The 25985-nt window shown below is 38.4% G+C and carries 20 protein-coding genes; 11 read left to right on the forward strand and 9 right to left on the reverse strand.

Annotation, left to right across the window (positions count from 1 at the left end):
- Nucleotides 1-87: 87 nt before the first annotated feature.
- From MHI10_RS02025 to MHI10_RS02035, 3 genes are all read left to right on the forward strand, one after another.
- On the forward strand, nucleotides 88-1569 hold the full coding sequence (locus tag MHI10_RS02025) for an aldehyde dehydrogenase family protein (protein WP_340782467.1): 1482 nt from the start codon (nucleotides 88-90) through the stop codon (nucleotides 1567-1569).
- 83 nt (nucleotides 1570-1652) lie between these two features.
- Nucleotides 1653-2825 carry a saccharopine dehydrogenase family protein gene (locus MHI10_RS02030; RefSeq protein ID WP_340782469.1) on the forward strand — a complete coding sequence of 391 codons (1173 nt, stop codon included), beginning with the start codon at nucleotides 1653-1655 and terminating at the stop codon, nucleotides 2823-2825.
- Between the two features lie 204 nt (nucleotides 2826-3029).
- A complete protein-coding gene (locus MHI10_RS02035) occupies nucleotides 3030-5159 on the forward strand; it encodes a beta-propeller domain-containing protein (RefSeq protein WP_340782471.1) in 2130 nt (709 codons plus the stop codon).
- An 81-nt stretch (nucleotides 5160-5240) separates the two neighbouring features.
- Here MHI10_RS02035 and MHI10_RS02040 read toward each other — a convergent pair whose 3' ends face one another.
- A complete protein-coding gene (locus MHI10_RS02040; RefSeq protein ID WP_340782472.1) occupies nucleotides 5241-6644 on the reverse strand; it encodes a polysaccharide deacetylase family protein in 1404 nt (467 codons plus the stop codon).
- Between the two features lie 118 nt (nucleotides 6645-6762).
- Between MHI10_RS02040 and MHI10_RS02045 the strand changes: the two genes are divergently transcribed.
- Nucleotides 6763-7509, forward strand: a complete 747-nt coding sequence (locus MHI10_RS02045; RefSeq protein ID WP_340782475.1) for a threonine/serine exporter family protein — start codon at nucleotides 6763-6765, stop codon at nucleotides 7507-7509.
- Nucleotides 7510-7581: 72 nt separating this feature from the next.
- Nucleotides 7582-8058, forward strand: coding sequence for a threonine/serine exporter family protein (locus tag MHI10_RS02050; RefSeq protein ID WP_340782477.1), 477 nt, complete (start codon nucleotides 7582-7584; stop codon nucleotides 8056-8058).
- Between the two features lie 42 nt (nucleotides 8059-8100).
- On the opposite strand, the gene MHI10_RS02055 is transcribed toward MHI10_RS02050, so the two are convergent.
- Complete coding sequence (locus MHI10_RS02055; protein WP_340782478.1) at nucleotides 8101-10107, reverse strand: EAL domain-containing protein; 2007 nt, start codon at nucleotides 10105-10107, stop codon at nucleotides 8101-8103.
- A 432-nt stretch (nucleotides 10108-10539) separates the two neighbouring features.
- On the opposite strand from MHI10_RS02055, the gene MHI10_RS02060 reads away from it, so the two are divergent.
- On the forward strand, nucleotides 10540-11409 hold the full coding sequence (locus tag MHI10_RS02060; protein ID WP_340782480.1) for a GNAT family N-acetyltransferase: 870 nt from the start codon (nucleotides 10540-10542) through the stop codon (nucleotides 11407-11409).
- Between the two features lie 397 nt (nucleotides 11410-11806).
- On the opposite strand, the gene MHI10_RS02065 is transcribed toward MHI10_RS02060, so the two are convergent.
- The 6 genes from MHI10_RS02065 to MHI10_RS02090 form a co-directional block, all read right to left on the reverse strand.
- Complete coding sequence (locus MHI10_RS02065; RefSeq protein ID WP_340782482.1) at nucleotides 11807-12595, reverse strand: ATP-binding cassette domain-containing protein; 789 nt, start codon at nucleotides 12593-12595, stop codon at nucleotides 11807-11809.
- A 16-nt stretch (nucleotides 12596-12611) separates the two neighbouring features.
- Nucleotides 12612-13376 carry an ABC transporter permease subunit gene (locus MHI10_RS02070; RefSeq protein ID WP_340782483.1) on the reverse strand — a complete coding sequence of 255 codons (765 nt, stop codon included), beginning with the start codon at nucleotides 13374-13376 and terminating at the stop codon, nucleotides 12612-12614.
- Nucleotides 13377-13439: 63 nt separating this feature from the next.
- Complete coding sequence (locus MHI10_RS02075; RefSeq protein ID WP_340782484.1) at nucleotides 13440-14426, reverse strand: aliphatic sulfonate ABC transporter substrate-binding protein; 987 nt, start codon at nucleotides 14424-14426, stop codon at nucleotides 13440-13442.
- 11 nt (nucleotides 14427-14437) lie between these two features.
- Nucleotides 14438-15244 carry a VOC family protein gene (locus MHI10_RS02080; RefSeq protein ID WP_340782486.1) on the reverse strand — a complete coding sequence of 269 codons (807 nt, stop codon included), beginning with the start codon at nucleotides 15242-15244 and terminating at the stop codon, nucleotides 14438-14440.
- A 214-nt stretch (nucleotides 15245-15458) separates the two neighbouring features.
- Nucleotides 15459-17678: an RNA polymerase recycling motor HelD gene (gene helD, locus MHI10_RS02085; protein WP_340782487.1), complete on the reverse strand. Its 2220-nt coding sequence runs from the start codon at nucleotides 17676-17678 to the stop codon at nucleotides 15459-15461.
- Nucleotides 17679-17810: 132 nt separating this feature from the next.
- On the reverse strand, nucleotides 17811-18833 hold the full coding sequence (locus MHI10_RS02090; RefSeq protein ID WP_340782489.1) for a DUF2804 domain-containing protein: 1023 nt from the start codon (nucleotides 18831-18833) through the stop codon (nucleotides 17811-17813).
- Nucleotides 18834-19228: 395 nt separating this feature from the next.
- Between MHI10_RS02090 and MHI10_RS02095 the strand changes: the two genes are divergently transcribed.
- The 4 genes from MHI10_RS02095 to MHI10_RS02110 all read left to right on the forward strand — a co-directional run bounded on the left by MHI10_RS02095 (nucleotide 19229) and on the right by MHI10_RS02110 (nucleotide 23354).
- Nucleotides 19229-19735, forward strand: coding sequence for an amidase domain-containing protein (locus MHI10_RS02095; RefSeq protein WP_340789115.1), 507 nt, complete (start codon nucleotides 19229-19231; stop codon nucleotides 19733-19735).
- 63 nt (nucleotides 19736-19798) lie between these two features.
- Nucleotides 19799-20362: a nitroreductase family protein gene (locus MHI10_RS02100; protein ID WP_340782490.1), complete on the forward strand. Its 564-nt coding sequence runs from the start codon at nucleotides 19799-19801 to the stop codon at nucleotides 20360-20362.
- A gap of 164 nt (nucleotides 20363-20526) precedes the next feature.
- Nucleotides 20527-22500 carry a methyl-accepting chemotaxis protein gene (locus MHI10_RS02105; RefSeq protein ID WP_340782492.1) on the forward strand — a complete coding sequence of 658 codons (1974 nt, stop codon included), beginning with the start codon at nucleotides 20527-20529 and terminating at the stop codon, nucleotides 22498-22500.
- 230 nt (nucleotides 22501-22730) lie between these two features.
- The gene (locus tag MHI10_RS02110; RefSeq protein WP_340782494.1) at nucleotides 22731-23354 is read left to right on the forward strand and encodes a serine/threonine protein kinase; all 624 of its coding nucleotides are present in this window, start codon (nucleotides 22731-22733) and stop codon (nucleotides 23352-23354) included.
- 94 nt (nucleotides 23355-23448) lie between these two features.
- Here the strand turns inward: MHI10_RS02110 and MHI10_RS02115 are convergent, their stop codons facing one another.
- Nucleotides 23449-24762 carry a short-chain fatty acid transporter gene (locus MHI10_RS02115; protein WP_340782495.1) on the reverse strand — a complete coding sequence of 438 codons (1314 nt, stop codon included), beginning with the start codon at nucleotides 24760-24762 and terminating at the stop codon, nucleotides 23449-23451.
- A 271-nt stretch (nucleotides 24763-25033) separates the two neighbouring features.
- Here MHI10_RS02115 and MHI10_RS02120 point away from each other — a divergent pair, with 271 nt between their 5' ends.
- Complete coding sequence (locus MHI10_RS02120; RefSeq protein WP_340782497.1) at nucleotides 25034-25897, forward strand: LysR family transcriptional regulator; 864 nt, start codon at nucleotides 25034-25036, stop codon at nucleotides 25895-25897.
- Nucleotides 25898-25985: the final 88 nt, after the last annotated feature.

Genomic DNA, 25985 nt, shown 5'->3' on the forward strand with positions numbered 1-25985 from the left:
AATATTAATTGAGTAAAAAAGGGTTTAAAGGCTAAAATGTCGAATAATTAGAGTGAAAATGAATGACTTTGAATGGAGTGGGAGAAAATGAAGCTTTTAAATTTTATCGGTGGGAATTGGGTAGAAGAAGCAACTTTGCAAAGAATACCTGTAATTAATCCAGCAAATGGTGAAGAGCTTGCAACACTACCATTATCTACGAAGGTTGAAGTCGATTTAGCTGTACGAGAAGCAAAAGTAGCACAAAAAGCATGGGCACAAATACCAGCGCCAAAGCGTGCACAATATTTATATGACATTGCGTTTAAATTAAAAGAAAAAAAGGAACATCTTGCACAAACATTGACACGTGAGATGGGAAAAGTAATAGAAGAAGCAAGGGGCGAGGTTCAAGAGGGCATTGATATGGCTCTTTATATGGCAGCAGAAGGAAGACGTTTGTTTGGGGAAACGGTCCCATCTGAATTGCCGGATAAATTCGCAATGAGTGTGCGTTCTCCGATTGGTGTTGCAGGACTCATCACGCCGTGGAATTTCCCGATTGCAATCGCGACGTGGAAAACTTTCCCGGCACTTATTGCAGGGAATACGGTCGTATGGAAGCCATCAAATGAAACGCCAATGATGGCCTACGAACTGGCGAAAATTTTTGAAGAAGTTGATTTACCAAAAGGTGTTGTGAATGTTGTATTTGGTTCTGGACCTACTGTTGGAACGGCGATGATTGAGCATCCAGATATTCGGGTAATATCATTTACGGGCTCAACTGCAACAGGAAGTAAAGTAGCGGAACTCGGGGGCAAGCATTTAAAAAAGGTATCGCTTGAAATGGGCGGGAAAAACGCCGTCATTGTTATGGATGATGCAGATATCGAACTCGCAGTAGAAGGAATTTTATGGAGTGCTTTTGGAACGGCAGGCCAGCGTTGTACAGCGTGTAGCCGTGTTATTGTGCATCGTGATGTGAAGGAACAACTTGAAGAAAAGCTTATACAAGAGACGAAAAAACTGACGATTGGAGACGGTTTAGATCCATCCGTTAAAATCGGTCCAGTTATCAACAAGGCGGCACTCGAAAAAATTAATCATTATGTTCAAATTGGTAAGGAACAAGGGGCAAGTTTACTAATAGGAGGACAAATTTTAAATACTGAGGCTTATGAAAATGGGTTTTATTTTGAACCAACGATTTTTACAAATGTGCAACCGGATAGCATTTTAGCGCAAGAGGAGATTTTCGGACCTGTTATTAGCATCGTTGAGGTAGCTAGCTTAGACGAAGCAATCGAAGTGAATAATAGTGTGAAATTTGGTCTATCAAGTTCTATTTTCTCACAAGATATTAATAAAGTGTTTAAGGCACAGCAACTTTTAGACACAGGAATTGTTTACGTTAATGCAGGAACAACGGGTGCAGAAATTCATTTACCATTTGGTGGTACGAAGGGAACAGGGAACGGACACCGCGATTCAGGTCAGGCAGCGCTTGATGTATATACGGAATGGAAAAGTATTTATGTTGACTACAGTGGGAAATTACAAAGAGCTCAAATCGACAATAACGAATGATCCGCGGCCCCCATTTATCTTCTTTCGGAGGGATCGTGTTCATATAATAGAATTACTTAAATACAAACAAGGGAGATGTTTACATGAAAGTAGTTGTATTAGGTGCAGGTTTAATGGGAAAAGAAATTGCGCGTGATTTGGTAGCGAGTGAGCAAGTTGAAAAAGTATTTTTAGCAGATGTTTCGGTAGATCCGGCAAATGAATTTGTCGCGACATTAAATACAAATAAAGTGGAAGTTGTTCAGTTGGATGCTGATTGTGATGACGACTTACGCAAAGTTATTTCAAAGGGGCAAGTTGTGATTAATGCTCTGTTTTATACATTTAATGAACGTGTGGTCCGTGCGGCAATTGATGTGGAGGTACATTCTGTAGATTTAGGTGGTCATATTGGTGGTGTGACGGAAAAAATCTTAGCACTTAATGAGGATGCGGTGAAAAAAGGCGTTACAGTTATTCCAGATTTGGGTGTTGCACCGGGCATGATTAATATTTTGACAGGGTATGGGGCTTCAAAATTAGATTCAGTGGATTCTATTAAATTATTTGTTGGGGGGATACCGACAGAGCCGAAGCCACCGCTAAACTATACGCAGGTGTTTTCGTTAGATGGGGTATTTGACCATTATACCGAGCCATCAAAGGTTATTTCAAAAGGGACGTTATCAGAAGTGGAGTCTTTAACGGGCATCGAGCCAATTTATTTTGATGAATTTGGCGTACTCGAGGCATTCTATACATCGGGTGGAATTTCGACATTGCATTATACATTCCCTAATGTAAAAACGCTTGAATACAAAACAATCCGCTATAAAGGGCATGCAGAGAAATTTAAGTTATTTGCTGATTTAGGCTTCCTTGATAAAACGAATACGGTTACTGTTGGAGGCAATGAAGTCAGTGTTCGTGAAGTAACGCGAGAAGTATTGAAGAAAGAATTAGAATTAGGAAAAGAAGCGGATGCGGTATTGTTACGAGTCATTATTTCAGGGGAAAAATCAGAAGAACAAATTACGTATGAGTATGAAATGGTTGTACGTAAAGATTTAGAGAGAAATGTAACGGCAATGGCACGTTCAACGGCTAATACGATTTCAGTAGTAGCGCAAATGATTGGTAAAGGACTTATTACAGATCGGGGTGTATTTACACCAGAAACGGTCGTGCCGGGTCGTGAATTTATTGCAGAAATGGCAAAACGGGGTGTCATAATTAAAGAAACATCGCACCGTTCAACAATGATTGTAAAATGGTAGGGGGAATTCGATGAACTTCAGTTTTACAGAAGATTAAATTGAAAGAAATATTATTTTAACGAAAACTTCTAAACAACTAATTGAGAAATTGTTTAGAAGTTTTTTGTTTTTACGATAAAAATAAAGATTATTCAGATAAAAGTGAAACGAATTGCAAAATAGGAAGTCTAATGGGGTAAAAGGTGAATGAAGGAGGAGATTTCAATGAGTAAAAGCAAAAGATATTGTTTAGGGATGATTGCAACACTCGTTTCGCTTGTGGTGTTTAGCTACATACTATTTGATAAAAAAATAGAAGCGCATGCGTCTACGATTGTGCAAGCGGGGGAACCGTATTTTATTTCATTTAATCAAGCACTTACTGTGGAAAGTGTAACAGATGGCAACATTTCGATTGTTGATCAACAAGGAAAAGCAGTGAAGGCGACACTTCAATTAGATGCAGCTGCTAAAGTATTGTCAATAGAAGGATTAGCAGTAGGGAATTATACGATTCATGTAAAAAAAGCAGCATTTAAAAGCGGAAAAGCACTGCAAAAGGATAATCAATTTGATTTACAAGTAGTGAATAAAATTACCAAAATTACATCACAACAAGATTTAAAAGCTTATTTCACAACATTTTTAATGGCTGATAAATCACCTGTTATTATGGAAGCGGAAAGCAAAGAAGAAAGTAAAATGCTATCGGATGTTGCAATGGATAGTGCAAGTGGAGGTGGAGCGGGTTACTCAACGACAAATAATCAGGTAGAAGGTATCGAAGAAGGCGACATCGCGATTACGGATGGGCAGTATATTTATTCCATAGTTGATAATCGAATTATGATTACGGATGCAAAAAATATGAAAGTTGTAAAAAAGCTGGTTGTTAGTAAGGATGCATATCCATCCCATTTAATGCTGCATGAAAATACGCTCATTGTAGCCTATTCAACGTATATTGAAACGAGTAAAGAACCGTATTATGATGGGAAGTCTGTTGCAAAAGTAGCATTTTACGATGTGAAAGATGCGAACAATCCAAAACTTATTCGTGAAATTGGGCAAGATGGATATTTAACGAATTTACGAAAAGCGGGGAACTATTTATATGTCGTTTCAAATCAAACACCGAATTATTGGATGTTGCGTGAAGTAGAAGATATGGATTTACTTCCATATACGTATGATACAAGCGGTGTGGATCAAGCGTTACCATTTGGAAAAATTCGCATTTTGCCAGAAAGCAACACACCGAATTATTTAATCGTTTCGGCAATCGATGTGAGTAATATTGCTTCTGCTAAATTGAACACTGAAAGCTACTTAGGCAATAGTGGACAGTTATACATGTCACAAAATGCGATTTATATGGCATCTATGAATTACAGTCATATGCTGATGATGCGTAGTGAGGTAGAGGCGACATCAGAAGTTTCGATGCCGGCTGAAGTGAATGAAACGACGATTTATAAAATTGCTGTAGATAAAACATCGATACGTATGGCGGCGCAAGGAAAGGTAAAGGGGTCTGTATTAAATCAGTTTTCAATGGATGAACATAACGGTTATATCCGCATTGCGACGACAGAGGGCAACGCATGGGGCTCAGAAGCAAACTCTAAAAATCATCTGTTCATTTTAGATAATGCGTTAAAGCAAGTCGGTTCGGTGAATGATTTGGCACAAGGAGAACGCATTTATTCAGCGCGTTTTATGGGGGAAAAGGCCTATATCGTGACGTTTAAAGAAACAGATCCACTCTTCGTTATTGATACGAAAAATCCTCAAGCACCAAAAGTATTAGGTGAGCTGAAAATACCTGGATTTAGTAATTACTTACATCCAATCGGGGAAAATCATTTACTAGGTATTGGTTACGATACAGAGGTGAAGATGGAATCTGGTTCTAAGGAGCCAATCGTTTTAACGAAAGGGATGAAATTAAGCTTATTCAATGTAACGGATTTAGCCAATCCAATTGAGCAAGACGCAGTCATTATAGGTGGGCGTGGTACGTACTCGGAAGTGCAAAATGATCACAAGGCGCTATTTAGAGATGCACGCAACAATTATTACGGTTTCCCGATTACAATTTATGAGCCAGGTGAGGATGAAGACCGCTTGACATATAAAGGTACGGGCGCACAAATTTATAAAGTAACGACAGCAGGAATTGAACTTGCAGGCGATTTAACGGAGCCAGCAAGACCAGGCGAGCAGTACGAGGATTCATACAATGTCGTTCAACGAATTTTATATACAGGTGATAATTTGTATACGGTATCTCGTACAAAAATTACAAGCTATCAAATGAGCACATTTAAAAAACAGCAAATGATTGGTTTTTAATTAGCTATTCTAAAATAAAAAAATCCGCTTTTGATGATATGCATCAAGAGCGGATTTTTTTGATAGACTAATGTAAATAACTCATTTATGGTAATTCAATATTTCTGAAACAGTCAGGAATTCATAGCCTTCATTTTTTAAGTAGACAAGGACCGCTTCTAATCCATCTGCTGTTGATTGATGAATATCATGCATTAAAATAATCGAATTATTGTGCAGTGAATTTTGAATGTTTGGTAACAGGCTGTTTGCGTTACGGTGCTTCCAGTCGAGTGTATCAATCGTCCAATTCACAGAAGTTATTGGCAGCAATGCTTTAATCGAATCGTTCGTAGCACCATATGGCGGACGGAAAACGGTAGAGTACTGACCAATCGCATTGAAAATCGCTTGCTCTGTCGATTCGAACTCTTTTGTCACTTCGGCTGCAGAAAGCTTTGTTAACACAGGGTGACTCCAAGAGTGGTTACCAATTTCATGACCAGCATCACGTATTTCACCTACTAAGCTAGGATAGTACTGAACGCGGCTACCGAGCATGAAAAACGTCGCCTTGGCATCATACTTTTCAAGTAAAGTTAAAATTTGTTTTGTTACTTTTGGATGTGGACCATCATCAAACGTCAGTGCAACATGTTTTTTGGAAGGGTCCAAATCAAACTTTGGTATAATTGTTTCTTCTGATTCCATTGCAATTTGAAAGTCGGAAGCAAGTAACGGATTAATGAAGGATAGTGGCATTTCGAAAGTGAGTAATCCTGCAGAAGGATCTGCTATTTCGCCTTCATCAAAATAAATAACAAGTGAGTCATCTTTTAATGCAAAGCGGTTGAAAGATGCCCATTCCGGTTTCGTTGCAAGCATTAGTTTATCTTGTGAAATTACCCCTTCAAGTTTCGGGTCTTTTAAAATTTCTGATTGAATATGTGATGCAAATGTTTCTAGGCTTTTTAAATCTTCATTTAGTAATGTAGCAATATTAATAACCTGCCCATTTTCACTGTCGATTAAAAATGTTTTTACTTTTGAATGGTGCTCGAGATTGTTTAAAGTTACTTTATTTGTTAAAACAAAGGAATAATAGTGTTCATATTGATAAGTATCTAGACGAATATTGAGCTCGCCCATATGTTCTTCTACATCTTTTTGAAGTCGCATCATGCTTATGTAATAATCTTTAGAATCATCGATATAAGTAGTAATTGCCTCGTTTAATGCCTCGAATTTAGTCAAAGGGTATTGAATCGCAAAAGGCATTTTTTTATCATTGGAGATGTCAGTAATAATTTTTACACCAGGAAATGAGGATTCTTCCTCGGAAATGTCAGAAGTAATATTATTGGAAGCTGCATTTTCATCCTTTTGAAATAAGGATTTTCCATTTAAATTCGTTAAAAAAACAATGGCTCCTCCCAATGCGAAAATAGCACCGATAAGTAGGAGATCAATCCAAGGTCCACGTTTTTTTCTAGGTTTGTTTTTCATGATGTGTGCGCCCCTTTCTCTGAAAAACATCCATGAAAAGTTGAAAGTAAAAAAAGATGTCTTTTTTACTACGCTTCGAGTAATATGAGCTAAGAAGTTGAAGGAGGTTCCCGACGCAATGAATTTTGAACAGAATGAAATGGCGATGGATTGTTTGTTATTAGCAGGTCGCATCATGATAGAAAGTGGAGCGGAAACGTATCGTGTTGCAGATACGATGCAAAGAATGGCTCGTTCACAAAATATGATGGATGCACAAAGTTATGTAACGCCAACTGGTATTATTTTTTCACTAGGGAGAACGCAACCTACACGAATTACATCGATTTCAACAAGAGTTACAGATTTACATCGGATTGTCCTTGTGAATAATGTATCTCGAAAGCTTACATCTCAAATGATAACACTAGAGCGAGCTTATGACGAGTTAAAGCGGATAGAAAAAACGAATTATTTTTTACCAATTTTACTACAAGTTTTAGCTGCTAGCATTGCGAGTAGTTGCTTCTTGTTCTTATATAAAGGAATGCTCACCGATATCCCGACAGCTTTTGTCGCAGGAGGGGTCGGTTTATATATTGTTACGATTATTCACAAAATGACGCGTGTTAAATTTTTCTCGGAATTTTTAGCAGCGGTTAGTGTCGGTGTGGTCGCCTCGCTTTCTGTCCATTATGGTTTTGGTACAGAAGTGGATAAAATTATTATAGGGTCGGTAATGCCATTAGTGCCAGGATTACTCATTACCAACGCTGTGCGAGATTTAATGGCCGGGCATTTTATTGCAGGGATGGCAAAGGGCGCAGAAGCTTTTTTAACGGCATTTGCGATTGGTTCAGGTATTGCACTTGTACTATCCTTTTAACCTCTACAAGTGGGGCAGTGTATGCCAGTGCAATAATATCAAAGGATAATTGATTTAGGAGGCCATTTGAATATGGAAACGATTATTTTACAGGCTTTGGTTAGTTTTATTGCGACTGCTTGCTTCGGCGTCATTTTCAATGCGCCAACGAAGGTAATTCCTGCCTGTGGATTTGTTGGGGCGGTTGGTTGGACTATTTATTATTTCGTGACAGAGTGGGGCTTAGATGATGTTCGGTCCTCCTTTATTGGGGCATTTGTCGTTTCGCTCGTTGCCCACTTTTTTGCACGTAAATTTCGCATGCCGATGATTATTTTTAGTGTTTCAGGTATTATTCCATTAGTACCAGGTGGCATTGCGTATAATGCGATGCGTAACTTCATGGAGCTTGATTATATTATGGGGTTACAAAATGGGATCCGTGCATTTATGATTTCAGGGGCGATTGCGATGGGACTTGTATTTGCCGAAGTTATTGTGCAAATTTTACTAGGCATGATGAGTAAAGGGAAAACATCTATTCAATCGTTTATGAAAGTGAAAAAATAAAGCTCGACAAGTACGGGGTAACCTTACTTGCCGAGCTCTTTTTTATTTTAAGATGTTGAAAATTTCATTATTCGACACAGGCTTACTAATATAATACCCTTGAACCGCGTCACAGCCATAACTTTTTAGCAGATCTTGCTGTTCTTCGGTTTCTACACCTTCTGCAATGATTGTTAAATTCATTGATTTACCAAGTTGGACCATACCATGAACAAGTTGTCGTGATTTATCGGACTTTAATAGTGTGTTTGTAAAGGTTTGGTCAATTTTTAAAATTGAAATCGGTAATAGTTGCATATAGCGGAACGATGCGTAGCCTGTTCCAAAATCGTCTAAAGAAAAGACAATGCCTTCATTTTCTAATATGCGCATTTGTTTAATGATACCCATCTCAGCTTCAGCTTCAAGTGCAAACTTCTCGGTAATTTCAATTTGTAATAAATTCGCTGGACATCCTGTACGTTCAAGTGTTTCTAAAATCGATTTGGCCATGTTTTTATCGCGGAATTCACGGACAGAGGAGTTAATACTTACTGTGATTGGAAGTCCGGCGTTTTTCCATGCGACTGCTTGTTCACACGCTTTTTCGAGCATGAATGAACCGATGTTATTAATTAGGCCTGTTTCTTCTGCAATAGGAATTAATTCGTCAGGAGAAACAACACCGATTTCCTCATCATCCCAACGGACAAGCGCTTCAACTGAAGTAATCTTATTTGTCTTTAAATCAAGTTGCGGTTGATAAAGTACTTGTAAATTTCTTTGATCCAGGGCAAGTAATAAACGTTTCTCAACAATGGATTTTCGGTTTAATGCTTTGTGTGTTGCATTTGATAATGACAAAATATTATCTCCGCCTGCTGCACGAACATTTGTAATTGTTGCAAGAGAGGCTTTCATAAGTTGAGCAAATGTCGATTGATCTTCTGGGAATCGTGTAATACCACCACTAATAGAAACGGGAATGGCTACACTGTCATTGTAAATAGGGTGTTGCTGCAAATAACTTAAAAAACCATGTGTAAACCATTCTGGCAATGGAGTAATGACAACGAAGTCATTTTCGTTAATGCGCGCCATTGTGCTGTCTTGGAAATACATTTTCATGCGTTTCGTAAACTCTAAAATAAGCGAGCCCCCAGCAAAATCACCATGTAAATCTTTAATTGTATAAAATTTATCAATGCTTAAATAGACGAATGAAAAATGGCGCTCTTCTTCAATCATTTGCGTAATAATTTGTTCAAGTCGATGTACGTTAATCATCCCTGTTTCAGGATCGATGTAAGCAATTTTCTCCAATCGATTTTGCATCAACTTTTCATTTGTAATATCGCGCTCGATAAAGAAAAAGCGATTGTCGACTGAATTTTGGCTGCTCATCGGAATTGCTGTTAAGTGAACCCAATACGGCTGCTCATCCTTTGTTATCTTTTGGATGTCACCTTGCCAAATGTTGCCGTTTTGAAGGACTTTCCAAATTTGTTGCACTTCTTTCAAGCTTTCATCGTCTGAGGGGAAGAGTTGCCAAAAGTTTTTTCCAAGTACGCGCTTTGGAGTCCAGTGGCTTGTTGTTAAAAAATGCTGGTTTGTATGCACAATAAAGCCTTCATTATCAAGCGTTACGGTCATGAATGAATTGTGAATACCATTTTTTAAGTCGACTAAATGCTGTTGCTCATCATTCATTAAACGAATGGAGTCGGTCGGGATACAAAGCATATGAATAACTTGCTCTTGTTGGTAGTTCGTGAGTTTTGTATATAGCGTTACATGGATAGGTTTATTGTTTTTTATAGTTAATTCAACATTTTGAAAACACATAGGCTGCGTGCTATCTAAAATCGTGTTTAATAGACTTTTGTTAAACATTGGAAGTATTGTACTGGCAATTGGTTGTTGTTTTAATTCTTCTAAATCTGTTGTGGCATATGATAAATCACCAAAATGACCTTTTAGAAATAGTCCGTCTAGTGATACTAGAAAGGATGGGAAAGGGCTAATCTGCAATAGTTCATTACATGCTATAGAAATTTGTTCTTTTGTCATATGTTTGGTCTCCTTATTCCGTAAATTAATACTAAAATAATAAATCGAAATGCAGTCATAAGTCATCTTTGTATGTGGTACATAAATCCAAGTGATATCGGAAGTAGTAATTATAGTCTGTTTCGATTTCTGAACAATGAGGAAAATACTAAACATTTCAAAAGGTAATTATAGTTCAATTTATATGTGAAATCAAATGGTGAAATGTGTTTTAACTAATATATAGATATATAGACTTAAAATTTTGGTGAAGATCTAAGAAATTTAAAGTTCCATTGAAGGGGTTATTTAGAGGATATATACCCAATTAAGTTAAAAGCTAAATATCAATGTTCCGTTTTTTTTAGTAAAGGCAAACATCAGTAGTTGCGAATCCGTAGTAGCTCTACTAGAATAAGGACATCTGATGTATAGAGAAGTGGAGTAGAAAGAATGAATTTATCGGCAATTACAGTATCGTTTCCTTTAGATGATGAAACGTATGAAGAAATCCAAGTATTATGTAAAACAAGTTCCCGTATTGATGGACAAATATATCAGCAGGTGATGAATTTACCTGTCGCGAAAAGTTATGAAATGAAAGGCTTTTATGTACTTGTATACGATGATGATAAAAATGAATTAGTTGGGGCGGGGACTGCGCTTGATTTGATGGGATTAAACACCTATGAATGGTCGATGGTCGTTGCGCCGATGTATCGCCAACTCGGTATTGGCAATGCGATTTTAAATGTCCTGCATGAAGGGATGGAAACGCGCGGTAGTGAAGGTGAGCTTGCATTAATGGTGGAAGGCGCGAATTTTGGACGTGAGTTTTTACAAAAAAATAACTACTTGTATAGCTTTTCAGAAGCGACGCTAGAAGCAAAGGCAGAAATTTTACAGGAAAATTCAAGTTTGACAGTACGTCCGTTTATGCAAAAAGAAACAGAGGCAATTGTGACAATTTTAATGGCGACATTTGGTGATATGCGTGAAGAATCACTTGAGTTAATCGATTATAATACAACAACCGAGGGCCTAATCATGTGGACCGTCGAATATGACGAGGAAGTGATAGGCACAATTACAACGCGTAAAGAAGGTGAAGTGCAGTGGATTACTGCATTTGCGGTTGCACCAACTATGCAAGGTCGTGGAATCGGTACGCAAATATTACAGTGGGTAAAGGATTACGCGATTCGAAACGGGGAAAAAATGGTGCTGCTCGATGTCGAGATTGAAAATGCGGGTGCGCTACGTGTGTACGAAAAAGCAGGCTTTATGAAATCCATTCAGATGGATTATTTCATATTAGTGTAATTTCTTACACCTAAAAAGTACAAATAAAAAGATGGTATGGACTCGAACCCATGCCATCTTTTACTTTTAACTTGATTCAGCAAAATTCGACCACGTCCATAAGTGGTAGATGAATGCCAAAAAACGCAAATCTATTCAGTGAGGGTTCAAACCTTGCTGAATCAGAGGAACCCAGGCTAAGAACGCCACGTCCTGTGGCAACGCCTGAGTGACCAACATCGTGTTGGACCAAGCCCCGGCGGATGTCACAGATTTTTAAGGAGGCCTGCGTGATGCAGGTCAGTTAGCCGTTGTCGCATGGACGCGACGCACTTAGGCTAACTTCCCTAATGAGCTCGAAAAAATCTGGACGCAATTACGCCGAGGCGTAATTGATGTAATAGAGTTTCACTCGCGTTCATGGATTAACTAAAAGGTTCAATGGATTAATAGAAGGTTGTTTCTCACTTGTTAAGTCGATCTCTCTACCCTTCATTAATCGGTTTAATATTTTATCCTCAAGCTCGATTAAAAAAGGGTTTGTTAATTTGCGAGGGCGAGGTACTGCAATGGGCTCATCGAACGCAATGGAGCCATCTTCTATTAAAATAATACGATCTGCTAAGCGTACAGCTTCACTTACATCATGTGTTACAAGCAACGCTGTAAAGTGATTTTTTTGCCAAATGGATTCTATTAAATTTTGCATTTCGATGCGAGTTAATGCGTCGAGCGCACTTAATGGTTCGTCGAGCATTAAAAGAGAAGGCTCATGAATTAAGGCTCGAGCAAGTGCAACTCGCTGTTTTTGACCACCAGATAATGTTGAAGGCCACTCATCTTTTAAATGAAGTAAACCAACCTTATCTAATGCATCTTCTGCTAAAGCAGACCAATTACCTGCTAAACCAAGTCCGACGTTATCAATTACTTTTTTCCAAGGAAGGAGACGAGAATCTTGATACATCATTTTAACGTTCGCATCGGATTGCGTAGCGGGAACGCCATCAAACAGCAATTCACCGTGTGTAATTTCCTCAAGGCTAGCTACTAAACGTAATAGCGTACTTTTCCCGCTACCACTTTTCCCAATAACAGCAATAAACTCTCCTTTTTTAAATGTAGTCGAAATGTTATGAAGAATTTCCTTATTTCCAAATGATTTTTGAAGATTGTGGATATCAATTTGAATCGGTTCATGTTTCATCGTCTCATATCCTCTCTTATTTGTTATAACTAGCATTCCATTTCAATGCACGATTTTCTCCAAATTGCGCGATGATATCGGCTAATTTCCCGAGGAGCGCATAAATAATAATGCTTAAAATAATGATATCGGTTTGCATAAATTCACGTGCGTTTGTAGCTAAATAGCCAAGTCCAGCTTGAGTTGGAATTGTTTCAGCGATAATTAATGTAAGCCACATAACCCCAAGTGCATAACGCAACCCAACGAAAATAGAAGGAAGTGCGCCTGGTAAAAGGACATGCCTAAATAGTTGCCAACCCTTTAAGTTATACATTCTGCCCATTTCTACTAAGTTCGGATCGACATTCCGTATACCATGGAATGTGTTCACGTAAACGGGAAATAACACGCCTAGTACGACTAAAAAGATTTTGGCATCCTCGCCAATTCCTATCCAAACAATGACTAAAGGAATTAAAGCGAGATGAGGAATGTTGCGGATCATTTGAATCGTCGTGTCTAAATAAATATAGAAATTTTTCGATAAACCGTTTAAAACGCCAAGTGCAAAGCCAATCGCACCGCCGATTAACATACCTGTTAATGCACGCCCGAGACTAATGCCGATATGTGTAGTTAAATCACCGTCTACAAGTAAGTTCCAAGCGGTTTCTACAATTGTAATCGGAGAAGGGAAGAGCGATGGGGAAACAATTTCAAATCGCACAATAACTTCCCAAATGATTAATAGCACCACAGGGATTACCCAAGGTCGAAAATCAAAAGTCGTTTTTTTCATTGATAAGCCTCCTATTTATGCGGAAACAGATGGGAAAAGGGGATGCCCATCTGCTTAAAGAATTTAATTTTTATTTACCCAAACTTTACCTTGCACATTTACTTCAACTGGAATTAAACCAATCTCAAAATACTTCTCTGCTTGTTTTTGTTGGGCACTGATAATATCTTTCGTAATTTCAGAGGCGCCGAACGTACGGCGATTAATTTGCTTACGAATGACCTCCTCGTTAATGCCAAGTGCTTTAGACATAATATCGATAAGTTTTTCGTTGTTATCATTTGCCCATTCATCAGATTCATTGATTTTTTCTAAAATAAATTGGACTATATCAGGGTGCTTGTCGGCAAAATTCGTCGTTGCAAAGTAAAATGTGCGGTTCGGATAGTTATCGATGTCACCATTTACCAATGTATTCGAGTCTGTTTCGATTTCTGCGGATGCGAAGAACGGATCATAAGAAGCTAATGCGTCAATTTGCCCTGTTTCGAATAAAGCGCGGCCTTGTGCAGCGTCTTTTGGATATATCCACTCTACATCATCTACTGATAGACCGACTGATTCTAATGCGAGAACAGTTGAGTAGTGGTGATTCCCGCCTTTAATAACTCCAACTTTTTTGTTTTTTAAGTCTTCTAAATTGGTGATGCCTGATTTTTTTAGGGCGACAATCCCGACACCTTCAGGATTTGGTGCATCTGCGCCGACGTAATAAAATGATTTATTCGATGCTTGTGCAAAAATTCCAGGACCATCAGCAGCGTGACCAAAGTCGATTGCCCCTGCATAAATTCCTTCCATTAGCGTAGTACCATGTGTGAATAACTCCCATTTAATCGTTAAACCTTTTTCTTTCGCAGCTTCATCTAAAATCCCTGTTTCTTTCAAAATGTGAAGCGTATTTCCTTTTTGATAACCGATATTAATTGTTTGTAACTCTTCTTTTTTATTTGCTGCTTTGGCATCGGAAGGCTCTTTACTATCGTTAGAACATGCAGCAAGAGTTGTCAAAATAAAGAAAAGTCCAAATGTAATTATCCACTTTTTCATTAAAGTTCCTCCTAAATAAATCGATATATTGCGTTTGAGATAGTAGTTATTTTTGGGTCACTACCTTTGAATTGAAGAGCGAATAAACCTTCACCTTTAGAATTAATTATTTCTTGCACAGTACCTTCACCAAGTGGTTCGTAAAAAATGATGTCGCCACCTTGTAATGAAAGGCGCTGTGCTTTAGCATTCCATTCTTTATCTTCGTAAATTAAGCCTTTATCGAGTTGTAAAATTTCCTGCCAAAGGGAAGTAATTTGTTCTAAATTTTGAACGGCAAATGCTGCACCATCTACTGAAATATCTCCAATTTCATGAGGTGCAATTACACCACGTTGTTGTAGGTCTTCATGACGGTCGTTATCGTTTTCATCCCATTGTATAAAGAAAGGTAATGTTATAGAATCACTTGGTTTTCCGGCAAATAAAAGTTTCCATGTGACAAGTGTTCCATCTGGGCGTGTTCGGCTAAAATCTGATGGTCCGTTCACTTCTAAGCCGAGTGAGCGGAAATGTTCTGCTAATGCAGTCAAATTATTAGAGCGTAAAGCGATGCGCTGGGGACCTTGTTGTAGTTGGTTTTCGATAAATGTATCACGCAAGCTGTATTTAATATTCGCGGCTGTTTTTACTAAAGCTTCATCAAAAATTCCGATTAATTCTACATAGCTCAAACCAAAATAGCTTAATGCATTGTAAGTTCCGAGATTTTCGTGCTTACCACCTTCGACTGCGTGTAATCCGATCGCTTGAAATGTTTCAATTGCTTTTTTCGGGTCAGCTGTTAAATGGACAAAATGATCAAATTGTAGTGACATATAATATTCCTCCTCAAATAACAATTCCTATAAACATAGTATGAATTGAATAATAAAGAAGTGTGGTTTTAAAGTCAATAAAAATTCGGAATATTTAAAATAACAGGAGTATAGTAGGGGATATTTTGGGTGATGGAACGGAAGTCTTTTTAGAAATATAAAAAGGGTATTTTGCCTATAAAGACAAAATACCCGATATTAGTAATTTTTTATTTTACAATAAAAACGTTTCCCGCGAAGGGCCGATTAAATAGAGCTCATGCATAGCACGTGTTAAAGCGACATAGAGCAGTTTGCGGTCGATGGCATGGTCGAAATACGGTGTCTCGAAAGCGAGAACAATCACCGCATCAAACTCTAAGCCTTTTGCTAAATGGCTCGGTAAGACGAGTAACTTTTCTTGATCAATACCAGAGTGATCGTCGAGTAATTGCGCGGGAAGCTGTGCATTTTGCAATTGCTTGACGAGGGCTTCGGTTTCCCTAGTTGTTTTACAAATAAGTGCAATGGAGCGGTGACCATTTGCGCGAATGCGGTCGTATATGTCTTGGATGACTTGTGCATTAAATGTTTCATGCAGGAGGAATTCAGGTTCCTTACCGTGACGAACAACAGGTTCCACAAGAGGCAGGTCCTCATCCATTTGCGCCAAAATTTGATTGGCGAGCTCCATAATTTCAATCGTTGTTCGATAACTTTTTTGTAGCGTTGCATACGTCGCGCGTGGGAATAACTCAAGTACTGGCGCCCACTCGGTTAATGCACGGTAGCTATGAATCCCTTGTGCGAGGTCGCCAACCATTGTGAACATATCGGTTTCGAGTCCAACTTTCAGTGCAGCTAGCTGGAATAAGCTATAATCTTGCACTTCATCGATAAAGACGACACGCATTTTCCACTTGTCGTCAATGCCTTTTGTTTTGGCGTGTAAATAAAGAAGTGCCGCTAAATCCTCCACGACCCATTGCTCTTTCTGGTGGGCTTGTACAAATTGTTCAACCTCTTCCAATGTCCATTCAGGTGCCAATTCATTTAATAAGGTTCGGTTCGTAATGACATCGCGATACATTGGCTTAATCTTTGCCTTTTGGAACTTTTTCATATAAAGAGAGGCGGTCGTTTTCGCTTCCTGTTTAATTTTTGGAATGCGTTCATCCCGCTCGTCGATAAATTTTGTTACGATGCGGCGCCGCTTTTCATCATCACGAATGCCGTTAAGTGCGCGTCCGATTGCCTCTTCATAGCGCCCGTTTAGTGTTGTAAGAACGGCCGTTGCTTTTCTCTTTACTTCGGTTTGAACGACTTTTTTTATGCGTTCAAGGCGCTTTTCAATTGGTATATACTGAAATTCGATTAAAAATAATTTCTTTAAATAGCTACCTTGCATAATTCGATATTTTTCGATAAATACATCGTCGAACAAATCGGCAAGCTGCTGTTCATAGCGCTGCAAATAACGGTCCATTATATTTTGGTAAAACTTGCTGCCTTTTTCTTTTGAAATAATAAAAGTATCCAGGTTTTCAGATTGGCTTGCAATAATCTTTTCGAGCTGATCATTTGGGTTTTGTAGCTTTAATTTAATGCCCGTCGCGTTTTGTACGTACTGGGCATAGGTTGTTTGGCAAATTTTATCGACGCCGAGCTCTGGTAAAACATCCCCAATATAGTCGATGAACAGCTGGTTTGGCGCTAAAATCATAAGTTGTTCAGGCTTGAAATGTTCGCCCATCGTATAAAGGAAATACGAAATTCGATGAAGCGCAATCGTCGTTTTTCCTGAACCGGCAGCCCCTTGGACGAGAATTGGCTGACGTAAATGAGCGCGTATAATATCATTTTGTTCTTTTTGGATCGTTGAAACGATTTCCGTTAGACGTACATCCGCTTTTCCTTCGAGTGCCTCTTGCAATAGTTCATCATTTGTCGTTAAATCCACATCGCGGAAGTCGAGTAACTGACTATTTTCAATTTTGTATTGTCGTTTCGAAAATAAATGGCCACTAAGTTCTTCGTCGCGCACGTCGTATGTTAAATCGCCGAGCCGTCCATCGTAGTAAACGTTTGCGACAGGGGATCGCCAATCGACGATAATTGGTTCATGTGTTTCACTATGGAACAAAGACGTTTTTCCGATATAAAGAAATTCCTCTTCTTCGCCATCACGTTGAAAATGAATGCGTGCAAAATAAGGCTTTTGACGAACAGCCTCAAGCCCCTCCTTTTGATTGCGTGCCATTTCAAAAAAGCGCGTGTTCGTCAAGATATTTAAAAAGCTATCACTGGAATCGATGTATTCTAAGTTGGCCATGGCTGAGCGAATATTGTCCTGCGCAGCTTGAAGATTTTGTTTTGAACTATGCAAAATATGATCCATATAGTGCACTGTATCAGCAAGGCGTTGTTGTTCTTTAATAAATTCGGGATGCTCCATTGTCGTTCCTCCTGTCCTATATATTTTCTATTTTTATTGGGAAGTGGTGCTATGAGAAATTAATAGCGGTTACAATTCGCCGATAACGAGTTGTAACCGCTGTATTAAGTAAGTTATTGATAGTTCTATTTTTTACCACTTCGCAGCATGTTCTTCAATACAACCAAGCATTTGCTGGATGTGAAGTATTTCCCCATTTGCCAGTGTAACTCGTCCATCATAATAGCCAATCATTTGGTGTACTTCAGAGCGGACAAGTTTGGCGTTTGTTAGGGCTACGCGTTCAAAGAAGGGGGTAAATGTAAGCTGTACGGTGTTGCTAAATTTTGATGTGACACGCCAAGGCTTCATAAAGTTAGTGCGATCATAGTCAAAAATAACATCCTCATGAATTTTCGTCATAACCCCGTCAACGAATACAGCATTTTCTGTCATCCCTGTGCCATCCGTCCATTGACCGCCAAAATTTAAACCGATTCGTCGTTTACGAACACGTTGTGAAGCCATGCCCCAATTCCAAGTAGCTTGCCTTGGCCAAACACCGCGCCCGTAATCTAATACAGCAAAGCTTTCTTCAGGATGAAATATAAAACGCTTTTCTCCAATTTTAACAATGCCTGATGTCGGTAAAGTATGATGTTTTGCAGTAAATTGGAATGTTTGGCGGTTCCACGGGATAACTACATTTAGAGAATCATCATTTTTTGGATGTTGAATCGTTAGCTCGGCATGTAAATGCTCTCCGTCAAAGTTTGATGAAATAACAGTTAAATGCGTATCGCCATTGAAGTATGTAATATTAATCGACAGGTCATTATTTGCGAATTGAACGGATTCGAGTACTTGTGTCGGCATTTTAACTCTTGCTCCAAGTGGAATGGTAATTGTTTTTTCAAAATAACGTTGTGTTTCATATTCAAGGAAATAGATGAAGCAAACCGCTGCATAATCTAAATGGCTAATTGTTGCAGAAAATAAAATATCTTCACCATATACGCACCAATAATTCCATTTTTTCTTCCGCATGAAATGACCTGTTAAATTACAATCGATAATCGGCTTGCGTGCAAATCCGATTGCTGCGGGATTTAAATTTCCTTTATTATCACAAAGTGTCGTTGGTTGCAAAATTTCTTTTTCTGCATGTTGCTTCATCGTCATTCCCTCCAAAATTAATCGATTAAGCTTCAGTGTAATCTGCATCTAGACTTTCCAGGCGTGCACGAAAAATATCACTTAAAAGTCTGTGACATCCACTGAAGTAAGTTAATACCTAGTTAGAAATATTGTAGCAGACATTTTAGAAAATAGTGTAAATTCACTCTGTAACTTATAACGAAATACCGAAATGATGTTTAATAGACAAATTGTTGGTCTTAATGTCTAACATGCCAAAACGTGTAGCGGGTTATCTTTTCTAAATTTGAGTGATAAGGCAGGGAATAAAAATTGGATATTTGTGTCGAACTTATAGGGACAGGCACAATAACATAATCCAAAATGATTCGACATATGATGCTATAAAAGAAAATAGAAAAGGAGAAAATACTATCGTCATTTATTATAACCGATTAGCGGCAGTTGCTTATGCACAACGTTGGTGGAATGATTATAATCCGCAATTTCCTGTTTTTCAGGATGATTGTACGAATTATATTTCGCAGTGTTTGTTGGCAGGCAATGCCCCAATGAGGGGGGCGCCGCCGAATCGTGAAGTCGGTTGGTGGATGATCGGATTAAATGAACGTTGGAGTTTTAGTTGGTCAGTATCGCATTCACTTCGCTGGTACTTGGAAACGTCCAAGCAAGGATTGACCGCAAAACAAACAGGTTCGGCGTCTGATTTACAACTTGGTGATATCATTTTTTACGACTTTCAAGGGAATGGTCGCATTGATCATAGCACGATTGTGACGAGTATAATCGACGGTGTTCCCTATGTAAATGCACATACTTCAAACAGTGCAGATCGACTTTATACGTATGAAACATCGACAGCCTACACACCGCAAATGACCTATTATTTTTATAAAATAGATGATGTTTTCAAATGGTGATTCATATATTAAAAGAAAACTAATTATGTTATGGTGGAACTAATGAACGAAGGAGGATTTGAAATGACATTATCAGTAAAAGATGCAATTTTACAACGTCGCTCAATTAAAAAGTTTAACGGGACACTTGTTGAAAAAGAAGCGGTTTTAGAAATTTTAGATGATGCAAAGTGGGCACCAAATCACGGAAGTCGTGAACCATGGCGTGTCGTAATGGGCGCTGGGGAACAGTTACCACACGTATTAGAAATATTACGAGATTTAGCCGTTCCAAAATGGCAGGAGCTTTCAGAAGAGGCACTTTCTGCACAAATGCAGAAATTTACATTAGCAGGTGCTTATGCATTTATGTTAGTGAAAGAAGATATGCGTCAAAAAGAACGTTTAGAAGATTATGCTGCGGCATCTTGCTTCTTACAAAACGCACAGCTACTAGCTTTGGAAAAAGGTATCGGCACTTGTTGGAAAACACCAGGATTTTTAGATAATCCAAAATTCCGTGAAGCATTAAATGCAGGGCCGAATGAGCGTGTTATTGCGATGCTTCAATTTGGTCATTTTGATGAAGCACCAAAAGCGAAAGAGCGAAAAGCGGTAACAGAATTCGTTAGCGATTTTGGCGCGTAAAAGCTTTTGAAATATAATAAATGCGAATGTTGTTTCGTTGTCAGCTGACAGCGGAGCACATTCGTTTTTATCTTTGTTCAGAGGGTGTTAGTCTTTATTATGCAAACATAAATTGTACCAAAAAGTAGTTCATGGCAAACAGCAAAAGTATTGAAGGAGTAACTATGCGATATAAAAGTTTAAAAACACGACTTATTGTAATTTTATTGTTAGTAGGAATTATTCCGGTATTCGTTACAGGAACCTACAATTATTTGACCGCTTCTAATAACTATCAAAATATCCAAAATGAAGCCCAAGATCAAATTGAACATGCAGTAGCGGAGCATCTTAATAAGGTGTCAACCGATTTGAAATACATAGCAGAGATGTATGCCGAGGATACGCGTGTGCAGCAATTATTAACGGAAACGAACCGAGGCTCTTTAGAAATAGAAGGAAATGCGTTATTTGAAAGTTTGCAAAAAGAACATCAAATGTCGATTTTTGAAATTGGTGATGCACAAGGAAATGTTCATTTACGTGGTCACAATGTTTCAAAATATGGTGACAGTAAAGCCGATATATTGGCGATTCAACAAGCATTAAAGGGACAGGAAATTAGTGGATTTGAATATGGGGCAAGTGGGCTATCTGTTCGTGCCTTTGTACCAATTAAACAAAATAATCAAGTAATAGGGACATTACAATTAGGCCTTGGAAATGAATTTTTAACAGATTTCCAAGCATTATTCCCAAAAACTGAAATAGATTTAGTTGATGAATCAGGTGAAGTTGTTCGTTCTACACATACGGAGCGTGTTGGGGAGCAAATTACGAATGACCATATTGCGAAAGTGATGGCAGGGGAACAAACACAATTTACTGATTCAAAAAAGCGTCAAATTGAAAGCTATCTTCCAATTCAAGATCCAACGGGCACAAAGGTCGTTAGTGCGCTGGTGTTAGCACAAGATATTACAACAACACAAACTACGATCAGGCATATGGGCATTACGAGTGCTATTGCTTTACTCATAACGATTTTTGCAGCGATAGTCGTGGCGTTATTTTATAGTCGCACGTTAACAGTTCCGATTATTAAAACAACACAGATGATGCATGCATTGAGTAGTGGTGATTTAGCGAGTCGAATTGCGGATCATAACCGACGCGATGAAATAGGAAAACTAATGACGGATATGAAAAAGATGCAGGAGCATTTACACAAAACGATTGCAGAAATAGCACAAGCTTCTACCACTGTAACGACGAAAAGTACGATGCTCGCACAATCAACCGAGGAAGTTTCAAAAGGTTCAGAGGCCATTGCGGAAACGATGGAATATTTATCGCAAGGTGTTGAAAAACAAACATCTGAAGTCGCGGATATTTCAAGAATTATGGTCGAGTTTTCTCGCAAATTAGAGGAATCTACAGCACAGGGCAATCATTTAAATGCAACATCAGAAAATGTACTCGTATTATCAGAAAACGGTGCAAAATTGATGAATACTTCAAATGAGCAAATGGGGGAAATTCATCAAGTAATGAAGGAATCTGTAGAAAAGATGGTAATGCTTGATCAGCATGCAGGACAAATTTCATCCTTCGTCTCCATCATTGAAGAAGTAGCGAATCAAACGAATTTACTCGCATTAAATGCATCGATTGAGGCAGCACGTGCAGGTGAACATGGCAAAGGTTTTGCGGTTGTAGCGGAGGAAGTTCGGAAGTTAGCGGAGCAAGTGGCTCATTCGGTAACGGAGATTACATCGATTGTATCGACGATTCAGCATGATTCAAAAGAAGTAAGTACGATATTGGAGCGCGGATACGGTCAAGTGGTTACTGGTTCGGAGCAGCTCGAAATAACAGCAAATACGTTTAATGAAATCCAAGATGCTGTATCACAAATGGCCGAGTTTATTGCAATGATGATTCAAAACCTTCAAGAAATGAGCCATGAAGGCCATGAAATTAATGATTCTATGCAGGAAATTACCGCGCTTACAGAAGAAACAGCAGCAAGTGTTGAAGAAACGACAGCGACCATTATCCAAACAAGTGCAACAATGGGTGAAGTAGCTACAGCAACGGAACAATTATCCGATTTATCCGATCAACTAAATTGCGTTGTGAAGGATTATAAAATTTAGGATAGTGCATGTGAAATAGTCTTTTAAAATCAATTCCCCCCTCAGTTTTCTATGCTGAGGGGGGTTTGTCTATTATTTGCGAAACGATAAGCACCTTATTTTATGAAGATTGTCTTTATTTACTTCCGCATTTCATCTATTGAATTATTCATTTATTACTTTTAAAAAAGTTTCATTCCTGCGATTTTGGGAAAAAGAAAAGTATTGAAAACATTGGAGGGATGCATGTGTTGTCTGAAAATGAAGTGAAACGCTCGGTTGATGTTGCTTATTCCAAACACGAAATGCTCGAAAAACTCCAGAAATTACGTATGCCTGGTTTAGTAAGACAAAATAAAATTTATATTTTAACGAATGAAGTGAATGAATTTCATGCATTAGCACGAGATGCACAAATTCAAATTGTCACAACTCACGGCATTCGCAATCATTTAAAAGCATTGTTTACAAAAGAAACAGCAATTGAAAAAATACTTCACCGATTGTTGTTATCACCTGTAGAAAAAAGAGAGTACATGGGAGTGATTAAAAAGGGCGGGATGGTGCTTGTGTCAGGAACCGATCCGTTTTACGAAAGTGAGTGGACGGGGCATACATTAACAAAATGGATTACGAATCAAAAAAATCCATCAAACTTAATTATTTGGGGATTAAAAGAAATTCGCCCGGTAGCCTTCAAATCGCAACGAACTCTTCGCATGCCTGATATGGCGGTTGCAGGTGAATTTGGAATGGCAAAAGAGGTAGACTCTGATGAGATTCCACTACAGGATGATCAGCGTTATATTCGTGATCCGAAGACAGGCGAGTTAGGTATTTATCAAGCACCACATAAGGACGTACGCGCTTCGTAAAAAAAGGAGATTAGAATGGTTGTAAAAAAGCAAAAATGACATTTTAACTAGAAGTCAAAATGTCATTTTTTGCGTTTAATTCATTACTTAAAGGTTAAAAGAACAAGAAGCCGATACTAATAATGATGCCTGTGAATACTAAAACAAGTACACAGAAGCCCATAATATCTTTTGCACGTAAGCCCGCGATTGCTAGTGCAGGTAGTGCCCAAAACGGTTGAATCATGTTCGTCCACGCATCACCCCATGCAATTGCCATCGCTGTTTTTGCATAGTCAGCATTTAAAGCTGTCGCCGCGTCTAACATAATCGGTGCTTGTACAGACCATTGACCGCCACCTGATGGCACGAAGAAGTTGACAAGACCGGCCGCATAAAACGTAAATAAATAGAATGTATGCTCATTTGAAATAGAAACGAACCAACCAGACATAACTGCTGCCAATCCTGAAGCTGTCATCATCCCCATAATACCTGCATAGAATGGAAATTGGAATACGATGCCTGAAGTAGTTTTAATCGCGTCCTGAGCTGCTGCTAAGAAACGTTGTGGTGTCCCATGTAAAATGATCCCCAAAATGACGAAAATCGTATTAACAATGTTTAAATCTAATACAAAGCCCTTCGTCATAAAATGATGACCTAAAAAAGTTAGTCCCAACAGTCCAATAAAGCCTGTAATAATATAACTGCGCTCTGTAATAGATGCGAATGTTTTTTCAGCAAGTGGGAAACTTTCCTTTTCCTCGACTAATAAAGCTGGATCAACTTCCACAATGTCCTCATCCTTTGGCATTAATAGACGGTTGAAGAACGGTAATGTTAACACAATAACGATGACGATAAATAAGTTATACGTCGAGAAAATCGTTTGAGTAGTAGGAACTATCCCCATGATGTCTTGGAATGGATGATTTTCTGTTGCAATCGATAATGGTACCGACCCTGCTAACCCCCCATGCCACACAACAAATCCTGAGTAAGCACTCGCAATTAATAAACGGTAGTCTACTTTTTTCACTTGACGTGCAATTTCTTTTGCAAAGATTGCTCCAATTACTAAACCGAAGCCCCAGTTAATCCAGCAAGCAATTAATGAAACGAATGTTACGACAATAATCGCCATGCTTGGTGTTTTGATAAAAGAAGCTAATTTCGTTAACCCTTTTTTAAATAATGGGCTATTAGCTAAAACATGTCCTGCCGCTAGAACAACGACCATCTGCATTGTAAAGGCTAATAAACCCCAAAATCCATTTCCCCAATGGACGGTCATATCTAAAGGTGAGGAATCCGTAAAAGTCACACCGAGAAGCAGCACAAGGAATGTTAAAATGGCTACAAATATATACGGATCTGGAAGAAATCTTTCCATCAACGCATTTGTAAAACGTGTAATTGCTTTCATAAAAGTTGCCCCCTTTGTTTCTATATACTCTTAATCTACTAGAAAGAATGTCGAATTAGAATAGAAAAATTTAGCGTTTTCGAGAATTAAATGTCAATGGTGTTTTGTGTAGAACGTGAATGTGTCTAAATTTTGAACTGAAAAATTCACATGAACCCAATCCTACCAGCACATTTGCGAAGTATAATATACGGAATAAAAAAGGGTTTATTTATAACTGTAGAGAATAAATGAAGGAGTCCTATAACAAAAAGGAATAGAAGGTGTATGCATGGAATTACGAGATTTACGAAATTTTATTGCTGTCGTACAATCCGGTAGTTATACAAAGGCTGCGAATCAGTCATTTGTGTCGCAACCGTCCCTTAGTAAAAGTATTAAAAGATTAGAAGAAGAGATCAATATAAAATTACTTGAGCGCTCGACCCGCTACGTACGATTGACGGATGCAGGGAGAATTGTATTTGATCAAGCGAAAAAGGCTGTGCTCGCACTAGATGAAATGCCGGTGTTAATAAATGATTTAAAACAAATGCATACAGGGAGTATTTCGATTGGTATTCCACCTTTAGTGAGTACATTATTTTTCCCTATACTTGCTCGGAAATTTCATGAAAGCTATCCACATGTAAAACTAGATTTAACAGAGCGCGGTGCAAAGTTAATTTGGGAATTGGTTGACAATGGAGAAGTGAACATCGGCTTTGTCGTGCTTCCTGCGAACGAGTCATTATTTGATATCCAACCATTTATAGAAGATGAATTTGTTTTATTTGTACATAAAGAACACCGACTTGCCAAATACAAGGTAGTTTCATTAGAAGATTTAAAAGATGAGCAATTTATTACTTTTTCAGAAGAATATTCACTTCATGATTTAGTCATTCATGCATGTACGAAGGCTGGATTTATTCCGACAGTTGCCTATAAAAGTTCACAATGGGATTTAATTGTTGAGCTCGTGGCTTCCCGCTTAGGTATTACGTTACTTCCGCGTTCGATTTATGAAAAACAGAAACATAGCGATATTCAAATGGTTGAATTACAGGAGCAATTGCTGTGGCGTCTGGGAATTATTACGAAAAGGGATGCCTATTTATCTGTTGCCGCCAAGGAATTTTTAAGTTTTACATAATGATTTATTCCATAATGGCATGATTATTATGCTATATATGAATTTCTCTTATAAATTATCCGTTTGTACAATAAAGGAAATGGATCAA

This window comes from Solibacillus sp. FSL K6-1523 (assembly GCF_038005225.1).
In the GTDB taxonomy this organism is placed as follows: domain Bacteria; phylum Bacillota; class Bacilli; order Bacillales_A; family Planococcaceae; genus Solibacillus.

Excerpts from the sequence above, each read along its gene's own strand:
- MHI10_RS02025 (WP_340782467.1), top strand. The coding sequence starts at position 88 with ATGAAGCTTTTAAATTTTATCGGTGGGAATTGGGTAGAAGAAGCAACT.
- MHI10_RS02030 (WP_340782469.1), top strand. The coding sequence starts at position 1,653 with ATGAAAGTAGTTGTATTAGGTGCAGGTTTAATGGGAAAAGAAATTGCG.
- MHI10_RS02035 (WP_340782471.1), top strand. The coding sequence starts at position 3,030 with ATGAGTAAAAGCAAAAGATATTGTTTAGGGATGATTGCAACACTCGTT.
- MHI10_RS02040 (WP_340782472.1), bottom strand. The coding sequence starts at position 6,644 with ATGAAAAACAAACCTAGAAAAAAACGTGGACCTTGGATTGATCTCCTA.
- MHI10_RS02045 (WP_340782475.1), top strand. The coding sequence starts at position 6,763 with ATGAATTTTGAACAGAATGAAATGGCGATGGATTGTTTGTTATTAGCA.
- MHI10_RS02050 (WP_340782477.1), top strand. The coding sequence starts at position 7,582 with ATGGAAACGATTATTTTACAGGCTTTGGTTAGTTTTATTGCGACTGCT.
- MHI10_RS02055 (WP_340782478.1), bottom strand. The coding sequence starts at position 10,107 with ATGACAAAAGAACAAATTTCTATAGCATGTAATGAACTATTGCAGATT.
- MHI10_RS02060 (WP_340782480.1), top strand. The coding sequence starts at position 10,540 with ATGAATTTATCGGCAATTACAGTATCGTTTCCTTTAGATGATGAAACG.
- MHI10_RS02065 (WP_340782482.1), bottom strand. The coding sequence starts at position 12,595 with ATGAAACATGAACCGATTCAAATTGATATCCACAATCTTCAAAAATCA.
- MHI10_RS02070 (WP_340782483.1), bottom strand. The coding sequence starts at position 13,376 with ATGAAAAAAACGACTTTTGATTTTCGACCTTGGGTAATCCCTGTGGTG.
- MHI10_RS02075 (WP_340782484.1), bottom strand. The coding sequence starts at position 14,426 with ATGAAAAAGTGGATAATTACATTTGGACTTTTCTTTATTTTGACAACT.
- MHI10_RS02080 (WP_340782486.1), bottom strand. The coding sequence starts at position 15,244 with ATGTCACTACAATTTGATCATTTTGTCCATTTAACAGCTGACCCGAAA.
- helD (WP_340782487.1), bottom strand. The coding sequence starts at position 17,678 with ATGGAGCATCCCGAATTTATTAAAGAACAACAACGCCTTGCTGATACA.
- MHI10_RS02090 (WP_340782489.1), bottom strand. The coding sequence starts at position 18,833 with ATGAAGCAACATGCAGAAAAAGAAATTTTGCAACCAACGACACTTTGT.
- MHI10_RS02100 (WP_340782490.1), top strand. The coding sequence starts at position 19,799 with ATGACATTATCAGTAAAAGATGCAATTTTACAACGTCGCTCAATTAAA.
- MHI10_RS02105 (WP_340782492.1), top strand. The coding sequence starts at position 20,527 with ATGCGATATAAAAGTTTAAAAACACGACTTATTGTAATTTTATTGTTA.
- MHI10_RS02115 (WP_340782495.1), bottom strand. The coding sequence starts at position 24,762 with ATGAAAGCAATTACACGTTTTACAAATGCGTTGATGGAAAGATTTCTT.
- MHI10_RS02120 (WP_340782497.1), top strand. The coding sequence starts at position 25,034 with ATGGAATTACGAGATTTACGAAATTTTATTGCTGTCGTACAATCCGGT.